The sequence below is a fragment of the Pseudoalteromonas sp. S3785 genome (assembly GCF_005887365.1).
GTDB lineage: Bacteria > Pseudomonadota > Gammaproteobacteria > Enterobacterales > Alteromonadaceae > Pseudoalteromonas.
This window is the reverse complement of record NZ_PNCT01000110.1, coordinates 1-7,827: the sequence shown is the minus strand read 5'-3', so window position 1 is coordinate 7,827 and position 7,827 is coordinate 1. Positions and strand designations below refer to the sequence as shown.

Annotated in this window: 8 protein-coding genes; 1 reads left to right on the top strand and 7 read right to left on the bottom strand. The window is 38.8% G+C overall.

The window, feature by feature from the left end:
* Positions 1 to 245: 245 nt before the first annotated feature.
* The 6 genes from CWC17_RS18585 to CWC17_RS18560 form a co-directional block, all read right to left on the bottom strand.
* Entirely contained in the window at positions 246 to 689 is a 444-nt protein-coding gene (locus tag CWC17_RS18585; RefSeq protein WP_055015648.1) for a ferritin-like domain-containing protein, read from the bottom strand.
* 175 nt (positions 690 to 864) lie between these two features.
* A complete protein-coding gene (locus CWC17_RS18580) occupies positions 865 to 1,803 on the bottom strand; it encodes a LysR family transcriptional regulator (protein WP_024032602.1) in 939 nt (312 codons plus the stop codon).
* Between the two features lie 17 nt (positions 1,804 to 1,820).
* Positions 1,821 to 3,539 carry a bifunctional isocitrate dehydrogenase kinase/phosphatase gene (gene aceK / locus CWC17_RS18575; protein WP_138541961.1) on the bottom strand — a complete coding sequence of 573 codons (1,719 nt, stop codon included), beginning with the start codon at positions 3,537 to 3,539 and terminating at the stop codon, positions 1,821 to 1,823.
* Between the two features lie 186 nt (positions 3,540 to 3,725).
* Complete coding sequence (locus CWC17_RS18570; protein ID WP_138614577.1) at positions 3,726 to 4,205, bottom strand: DUF4124 domain-containing protein; 480 nt, start codon at positions 4,203 to 4,205, stop codon at positions 3,726 to 3,728.
* Positions 4,206 to 4,287: 82 nt separating this feature from the next.
* Positions 4,288 to 5,784, bottom strand: coding sequence for a DUF3413 domain-containing protein (locus tag CWC17_RS18565; RefSeq protein ID WP_138614575.1), 1,497 nt, complete (start codon positions 5,782 to 5,784; stop codon positions 4,288 to 4,290).
* 5 nt (positions 5,785 to 5,789) lie between these two features.
* Entirely contained in the window at positions 5,790 to 6,002 is a 213-nt protein-coding gene (locus CWC17_RS18560) for a YejL family protein (protein ID WP_004588923.1), read from the bottom strand.
* A 62-nt stretch (positions 6,003 to 6,064) separates the two neighbouring features.
* On the opposite strand from CWC17_RS18560, the gene yejK reads away from it, so the two are divergent.
* Positions 6,065 to 7,081 (top strand): nucleoid-associated protein YejK, encoded by a 1,017-nt coding sequence (gene yejK, locus CWC17_RS18555; protein ID WP_138614573.1) that lies wholly within the window; start codon positions 6,065 to 6,067, stop codon positions 7,079 to 7,081.
* A gap of 471 nt (positions 7,082 to 7,552) precedes the next feature.
* Here the strand turns inward: yejK and CWC17_RS18550 are convergent.
* Positions 7,553 to 7,827: hypothetical protein (locus CWC17_RS18550; protein WP_249935949.1), on the bottom strand; the 275-nt coding region annotated here is incomplete at its 5' end.

The following is a 7,827-nucleotide window of genomic DNA, read 5'->3' as shown; positions in this document are numbered from 1 at the left end:
GTTTGCTCACTACATGACTTATATTTGAATAGTCAATAATAAACCCAGCTAAAAAGCTGGGTTGTAATTTAAGCTATTATACCAATCCGCAATAATATTTAATCATTTTCAGGGGCTAAACGTGCCGCTATCTGCGTTAAAAAATTCTCATTTAGAACAACTAAATAGCAAATTTTTTGCCTTGCTATCAACACGTTTATCCATCCTCAAAATAGATCACTTTATTATGCGGATTGGTATTACTTTTAGTGCTTCTGCATGCGGCTCATTTCTGTATGGCAACTTTGCATGGTTAATAACGTTTTAGCTAATGCAGCTTCACAATCAGCGGGCTGTGGTTTGTCCATAGCTGCTTTAATTTCTTCAAGAGTTTTATCTTCTACTTCTTCAAGCTCTTTAACGTATGTTTTATCGTTATCAGAGCTAAAGGTAGTGAGCAGGGCGGTGTAAGCTCTGCGCGCTTCTACAGCAAAAGAAGAGCCGTCTTCACGCTCGCCTTTTTCGTTAACTGCATAAGGTTGTAAGCGCTCAACACTTACTTTTCGTGCGTCAATCATGCGTTGAAATAATGCGCCAATGGCTGGGTCTTCAACTTTTTCCTGCGCTTTTTGATAAAAATCAATGCCACTGTTCATTACTTGGATGATGTCAGTAATATGAGTTGCTTCGGTTCCTTGATGGGTATTCATAATGACCTCTCTTTACATGAATTTAAATGTCATAGTAAATAGAGCAAAGGGCATTCCAAGTTTTTGATTTGTTTTTAAGTGTTTGAAATTTAAGTTTATTATATATTGTTAATAGCAAGCGAAGTTATTTAAATTAATATAACCTCGCAAATTTTACATGGCTTTTGTAATAAGGTTATTTAAGTTCATCTGCCACTTCGGCTACTTTTTGGCGCAACCAAATATGACTTGCGTCGCGATGTAGTAAAGGGCTCCAAATCATATCAAGCTCAAAAGGCGGTATAGGGAATGGCGGCTCTAAAATTTTAAGGCCTGCATCATCTAAGTAAATATTGGCAGCTTTTGAAGGTAAGGTCGCTACTAAATTTTGCTCTTTTGCTAAATGAATGGCTACGTGGTAATTACGGGTAAACGTGGCAATATTTCGATGTTTACCAAAATGAGCAAGTGCTTCATCAACCCAACCCAGCTTTTGAACATCTTTAGGGTCCATTCCTACACCTACCCCAAAGCCGGTTTTACTTACCCAGATATGACGCGCTTTTAAATAGCTATCTAGGCTGAAATTTTCGATAATTGGGTTGTCGGCTTTTACTAAGCAGCAAAAGCTGTCTTTCCAAATACGTTTATGATGAAAAGATTGCGGTAGGTTTTCAAAGCGGTTAATGGCCATATCCACTTTACCATTTTCAACATCATGGAATGTTACATCACTTGGTGTGAGTATATCTAAGGTTGTATCGGGTGCTTCTTCATGAAGTTTACTTAAAAGCTTTGGCGCTAAGGTGCTGGCTGCGTAGTCACTGGCCATTATTCTAAATACACGTTTACTTTGGCTGGCTTCAAATTCACGATTTGGTGCGAGGGTTTCCTCTAGAGTCATTAATATACCGCGAATAACTGGCTGCAGCTCTATAGCGCGCTCTGTAGGAACCATACCTTCACTGGTGCGCACCAAAATAGGATCGTTAAACAAATTGCGTAAGCGCTTAAGGCCGTTACTCATGGCCGGTTGAGTAATACTTAACTGGTTAGCGGCGCGGGTTACATTGCACTCGCGCAATAGAGTATCAAGGTAAACCAGCAAATTTAAATCTATTTTACTTATGTTCATTGTGTGTCCTTTAACGCTTACCAGTGATGAATAAAGCGTTGTGCTGTCGGGTATGGGTATATGTGACTAACATAGCCCTTTTTGATATTTTGTTGAGCTTGCTTCCAAAAGCTAACATCAACAAGCTCGGGGTGTGTACTGAGCAAAAACTGTTTGTACTTTGGGTTTGGCATTACAAAGGTACAAAGTTGCTCAGGAAAAACATCCTGTGGCGCAACTGAGTAGCTTTGTTCATCGGTTAAGTAATCATCATAGCTTTTGGCCTTAGGTAAGGCTCTAAAGTTCATATCAGTTAAGTACTGAACCTCATCATAATCGTAAAAAATAATTCGGCTGTGTTTGCTTACGCCAAAATTTTTAAGCAGCATATCGCCTGGGAATATATTTACCGCAATCATTTCTTTAAGAGCTTGTCCGTATTCTTCTATTGCATCGGCGGCACTTTCTTCGCTTGCATTTTCTAAAAATAAATTGAGCGGTGTCATGCGCCTTTCAATATATAAGTGCTTTATAATAAGCCACGGCCCTTCAATAACCATAGATGAGCCAATGGTTTTATGCAGCTGCGCTAGTAATTTACTATCAAAGCGAGCCAAAGGAAATACTACGTTAGAGTACTCTATGGTGTCGGCCATGCGGCCAACCCGATCGTGACTTTTTACCAATTGATAGCGTTTAAGTACGGTATCGCGGCCAAACGGTTTGCTTTCGCCAAACTTGTCTTTAATAACTTTAAAGACGTAACCAAATGAGGGCAGCGTAAATACCATCATCACCATGCCCGGGGTGCCTGGCGCTATTATAAAGTTATCGTTTGAGTGAGATAAGTGATGTAAAAACTCACGGTAAAACTCAGTCTTGCCTTGTTTATGAAACCCGATGGCATTGTAGAGCTCAGCAAGCGTTTTATTAGGCATAAGTTGATTTAAAAATCGCACCATAGCCGAAGGCGCATGGGTTTCTACCATAAAATAGGCACGTGCAAAGCCAAAAATAACCCGCATTTGCGATGATTTGGTTAACAGTGCATCGAGATATAAACCTTTATCTTCATGATGAAGTACCGCGATAATAAAAGGCTGTACACCACTTTGAGAGACCACTCTGCCCACAATATAGGCTGCTTTATTACGATAAAAAGGTGCGTGCAAAATATCAAAACGCATTTGCCAAGGTTGGTGGTGTGTGTCGGGCGCTTGTTTATAAAATGCTTTTACGAGCAAACGTATATCACGCTCTAAATTTACAAATGGGGCTTTAAAATCAAAATGTTCAATAATGCGCTTTATAGTGGGTTTTAAACCATCAACCACAGGAAAGTAGCTTCGGTATTCTGCCTCAACAGGAATAGCAGGGGCATCTTTTAATGTGGCTTGTACAAATATAAAGTCGTTATGAAAATAACGCCTGTGGTACAAACGGCAAAATACTGAGTTATAAAACGTTTCGGCAAGTTCAGCTTGAGGGTGGAAGCATAAAAAACGTTGGTACAGTTTTTTTACTTCTAGCCAAAGCTGTTCATCTAAGTGCTCAGTTAAGTGTGCCTGTTTTAATGCTTTTGTTGTTTCGTTTACTCTGTCATCGTAATAACTAATGCGCAGTTTACTTATGTCATTAATATGCTGCCAATCACGTTTAGCGAAGGCAAGCGGGGCTTGAGCGGTAGTTTTTTGAAACAGCTGATAATGCTTTTTAAAGCCCGTTAAAATTAATTCTGCTATGTGGCGTGGCTGCATAAACACTCCTTAAAAAAGTGCATATAACGTTTTTAGTGTTAGTGGTGCTGATACGTTATACACGTTAGAGCTTTAACTCTATAGTTGTTAAGGGTATGTTATTTTAAGTTTAAAACCAAGATAAATATTCTCGGTTTTTATACTTTGCGCTTAAAGCATAATTGAGTGTGATGACAAAAAGCTATGCTATTGGAAGGAGGCTATTTTTTTCTCTAACTTTTTAATACGTTTTTCAATTTCGGTTGTTTGCTTTTTATGCTCTTTATTTATTATTTTTAACTGCTTGGTTATATCTTTGCTAATTAACTTTTTATCCTCGTCATCTAAAATTCGATTAAGCCGCTGTTGCTGATTGTACTCAGCGCGGTCTTTCTTACGTTTTATAATTGCTAACTTATTATTATTGCTTCTCAATTCTGCTTGCAGATCAAGCACAATACGTTCGCGCTCGAGTGCGTTTAGCTCTTTTGTGTAATCATGCGCCGGTGCAGTATTAATTCCTGATACAGTATTAATTGTATAGGCGGTAGCGTTAACTTTACATGGGAATTGCGAAAAGATAGTGCCGTTTTTTGTCACGCATTTATAGTAGGTTGTGGAATTTTGCGCATGTAAAGAAAGCGAGAATACCATTACTGCGCATAAAAAAAGTGTGTGTTTTTGCATTAAGTTCATCCCTGAGCGTTTACTATGATTTAGTAAATATAACCTAGCTTGGTGTTATAGCAAGCTAGGTTAAGGGATAGGGCTAATGTGTGTAGGTTTTTAGCTTTTTAATACTTTGTACTAAAAACGGGATATCGAGACTTTGCTCTATAGAAAAACCTTCAGCGGCAGATATATTTTTATAGTTACCGTCTGAATCTATAAGCGTAATTCTATCTTTTTTGTAAGCAATAACTACACCTTGCGAGTAGTTAACGCCGGTATCTGTTTTTTTCTTATAGAGGTTTTCACCTAGCATGGTTTGCGTAACAACAGACTTACAGTTTAAGTATTGCCCTACACTGGTTGCAATAATATCACTAGGTTGAATAAGCCCGTCTACCTTGGCTATTTGCTTATCAGAGCTGTATAACACCGATGATGTAACTACTTCTGAGCTATTATTCGCAAAGCTAAAGGCAAAAATATGCGTGTCGTCATTGCGTGGAGAAGGGGCATCCTCTGCTTTGATGATTCTAATCGCACTGTTTGAGTGGGCTTGGTCGTTTATAAAGCTTAATTCTTCAATACCCGTAAGTTCAATGCTTCTACGTTGGCTTTGCCATGCAGGCAAGGTTTGCTCTGATAAAATGCTCATTTTATAAAAAGAAGGTAAGCCATACACTAAACTAAATAAGCTATCTCCATGGTGTGTTGGCTGTAAAAACTGATCAGTCTTATGTAGGTTTTCATGTTTAGCAACAAACTGTTTTAACTGTTCATCGTTCTCAAATACAAAAATATCAACTTGTTGCTCGGTGTAATCGTCGCACTTTTGTAAAGGCGAAGGAATTTGATAATTAACGTTTTGATTATTAATTCTTACATCGTGAGCTTGTTTGTAGCTTTCAATGTCGAGTAAATCATTTTTAGCTAATAAACTTTTAGCGGTTGTAGGGTACGAAAGCGGTAAAACGTTATCTTGCTTCGTTATATCAAACTTTAAATTTGCATCGGCCCAAATGTGAATACTGTGGCTAAGTGCAAAACACAATACTAAAAACGAGCTGGCAAAACGGGCAAACTTAAGTTGTTTTAAACGCGCTAAATGCTGCCATGTATAGTTACTTACAACTAGCTGAAAGCCTAAAATAAGTAAAACAATCCCCCCAGCTAACAATGTAGTAAGGGCCGGCGAGCTGGTAAGGCGATGCCATAGTAAAGAAATAATTTCCGGTAGCGCAGAAGAGCTTAAGTGGTAGCCCAAATTAACATATACATATGCATCAAGCGTTAAAATAGACGCTCCAAGTGTTGCAATAACGGCAGCCATACCTCGAATATGGCGGGGATAAGGAAACACTAAGCTTAAAGGAAATACCGTCAGCACAAATGCTAAAAAAGCGATAAAGCTCGTATGGCTTAACCACGTCACTAACATATAGGTAATACCCATAAAGCTAGTTGGCGGTGAATCAGCAAATAAAAAACTTAGGCTAATAAAAAGCGCTAAACCAATGTTTGCAAAAGTGAACCAATGGCCCCAACTTAATAACTGACTCGCTTTAGATGAAAACTGATTGTGCTGCGATAAATTCATATAATTTATTTAACCGACTGAGCAAGTGCTTTTGCAAAGTTCTCAGTTACGGCTTGTCTTTTCCCTGCAGGTACATGCTCTTTTAGGATATGCGTGATAGAATTTCCTAAACACATAAGGCTTAAATCAACCGGCGCATTATGTTGCGTTAGCACATCAATGAGCTGATCGACGATTTGTTCTACTTCTTCATTAGAGTATTTTGATAAGATTGGCATCAGTTGGTTCAATAAAAGAGTTATATTCTCGTATTTTAACACCAGAGGCGTGAAAAACAAAGATGACAACAGACGTTAAAAAATTAGTCGTTCATTATGTAGACAAAAAAGACGACGATACGCAAATTCACCTCCGAAACGATGAAATGGTGATTAATGATAAAGTCGCTGTTTTTATCGAACAACTCCATCATGCATACAACTCAAAGCCAGGCAAAGGTTACTGTGCATTTAGTGGCGATAAAAACAGTGTTGTAGCGTCAGCAATGCAAAGCTACCGTAACGACGAGTTAGGCTTTTGGCACATGACCGAGCAAGCATCTACGATTTTAAAAGAAGAGCTTGATAAGTACGCCTTTAGTGAAACCGGTTATTTAGTATTTTGTCATTATCAGTATGTGGCTACTGATTACATGCTAATAGCTATGATCAACATTAAAGAGCACTACAGCATGACCTCAGAGCTCGATTTAGCAGCGTCGCGCCACTTAGATATATCGCGCATGCAATTAGCAGCTCGCATTGATTTAACCGCATGGGACACACAAGCTGACGACAATCGTTATATTTCGTTTATTAAAGGGCGAGCAGGGAGAAAAGTAGCAGACTTTTTCTTAGATTTTTTAGGGTGTGAAGAGGGCATAGACCCTAAACAACAAAGCCAAGTGATGCTCAGCGCTGTTGAAGATTATTTATCTGAGCAGGAGTTTGATAAATCAGAAAAAGACGAATTACGTAAGCAAGTATTTGACTACTGTAATGACTGTGTAACCACAGGTGAAGATGCAAGCGTAACTGAACTTTCGGCGACTTTAACTAAAGGCGATGACAGTCCATTTGACAGCTTTTGTAAAGAGCAAAGCTACGATTTAGAAGACTCTTTCCCCGTTGATAAAAAAACCGTGACCAGTATGGTTAAGTTCTCGGGCTTAGGCGGCGGTGTAAGTGTAAGTTTTGAGCGCAAACATTTAGGCGAGCGTGTAACTTACAATGAAGCGACCGATACACTAGTCATTAAAGGCATTCCACCTAACTTAAAAGATCAACTACAACGTTTTATGGAAAGTGAAAGTGAGTAAACTCATTTGATCTAATTAAAAGCCGATTTAAGAGCGCGATATTTATATCGCGCTTTTTTATTTTTGCTAGGTAGTAAAGCCACTTAAAAGTCTATTGCACAAAGAAAAGTGAATGAGAATAAAATGAGAAAACAACACCAATTTAAACAATTATTTTTTCATTTGTTCTCTAAAAGCGCAGCGTCTCATATCCTCTTTGTGAATATACGTTTATTACGGGCTTTGCCCGGCACGCCAATAAGTTGTGCGTCTACAAGTTACTATTATTCAAGGTTTTTAAGTTTGGCTGGAGTCATAAAGTTTGCTTAGGCGAGAAGCAACGCAGCTATTTATTTTTGCTAATAAAGATCTATTGCACAAAGAGAAGCGAAAGAGGGGCAAATGAGAAAATACATTTCAGGACAAGACAGGTTTTAAAACAAAAAAGCCCCGCTATTTATTAATAGCGGGGCTTTTTAATTAGGCTAAGGGTTACTCAGCGCTCATTGTTTTAGTCATTGCAGAACTTGCACGACCTGCTGGTTTAATTGAACCTGCGCGTAAGCCGCTATCAGGCACTAACTCACGTTTGTCGTGTGCCATGGCAACTGATGTATGCTTTACGTCGCTATCAGCAACAGGTGTCGGCTGTGCCATTGGTGCACTTGCCGCGCCTTTGGTGATAGCCGTTTTAGCATTTGCATCTTTTTGAGTTGCATTTGTAGTAACTGGTTGCTCAGCTGCTACAGGCTCTGCTTTAACAGGCT

Coding starts and splice junctions, on each gene's coding strand:
- CWC17_RS18585 (WP_055015648.1), bottom strand. CDS start 689: ATGAATACCCATCAAGGAACCGAAGCAACTCATATTACTGACATCATC.
- CWC17_RS18580 (WP_024032602.1), bottom strand. CDS start 1,803: ATGAACATAAGTAAAATAGATTTAAATTTGCTGGTTTACCTTGATACT.
- aceK (WP_138541961.1), bottom strand. CDS start 3,539: ATGCAGCCACGCCACATAGCAGAATTAATTTTAACGGGCTTTAAAAAG.
- CWC17_RS18570 (WP_138614577.1), bottom strand. CDS start 4,205: ATGCAAAAACACACACTTTTTTTATGCGCAGTAATGGTATTCTCGCTT.
- CWC17_RS18565 (WP_138614575.1), bottom strand. CDS start 5,784: ATGAATTTATCGCAGCACAATCAGTTTTCATCTAAAGCGAGTCAGTTA.
- CWC17_RS18560 (WP_004588923.1), bottom strand. CDS start 6,002: ATGCCAATCTTATCAAAATACTCTAATGAAGAAGTAGAACAAATCGTC.
- yejK (WP_138614573.1), top strand. CDS start 6,065: ATGACAACAGACGTTAAAAAATTAGTCGTTCATTATGTAGACAAAAAA.